1 rRNA gene is annotated in these 859 nt (G+C 54.2%); it reads right to left on the bottom strand.

The annotated features are described in order from the left end of the window. Nucleotides 1-859, bottom strand: a 23S ribosomal RNA gene (locus C7U56_RS15290); the annotation flags it as partial.

Consider the following 859-nt stretch of genomic DNA (forward strand, 5'->3'; position numbering starts at 1 on the left):
TCAACAGATACACCAGAGGCCAGTCCACCCCGGTCCTCTCGTACTAAGGGCAGCTCCTCTCAAATATCCTACGCCCGCGCCGGATAGGGACCGAACTGTCTCACGACGTTCTGAACCCAGCTCGCGTACCGCTTTAATGGGCGAACAGCCCAACCCTTGGGACCTACTTCAGCCCCAGGATGCGATGAGCCGACATCGAGGTGCCAAACCACTCCGTCGATGTGAACTCTTGGGAGTGATAAGCCTGTTATCCCCAGGGTAGCTTTTATCCGTTGAGCGATGGCAATCCCACTTTCTACCACCGGATCACTAAGTCCTACTTTCGTACCTGCTCGACCCGTCGGTCTCGCAGTCAAGCTCCCTTCTGCCTTTGCACTCTTTGAATGGTTTCCAACCATTCTGAGGGAACCTTTGAGCGCCTCCGATACCCTTTCGGAGGCGACCGCCCCAGTCAAACTCCCCACCTGACATTGTCCCACCTCCGGGTCACGGAGGTTGGTTAGAAATCCAGTACCACAAGGGTGGTATCCCAACAGCGACTCCGACAAGACTGGCGTCCTGTCCTCAAAGTCTCCCACCTATCCTGTACATGCAGTACCGAATCCCAGTATCAAGCTAGAGTAAAGCTCCATGGGGTCTTTCCGTCCTGGCGCAGGTAACCAGCATCTTCACTGGTATTTCAATTTCACCGGGTGCATTGTCGAGACAGCGCTCAAATCATTACGCCTTTCGTGCGGGTCGGAACTTACCCGACAAGGAATTTCGCTACCTTAGGACCGTTATAGTTACGGCCGCCGTTTACTGGGGCTTAGATTCAAAGCTTCGATTGCTCTAACCTCTCCTCGTAACCTTCCAGCAC

The sequence above is a fragment of the Clostridium fessum genome (assembly GCF_003024715.1).
Lineage (GTDB): Bacteria > Bacillota > Clostridia > Lachnospirales > Lachnospiraceae > Otoolea > Otoolea fessa.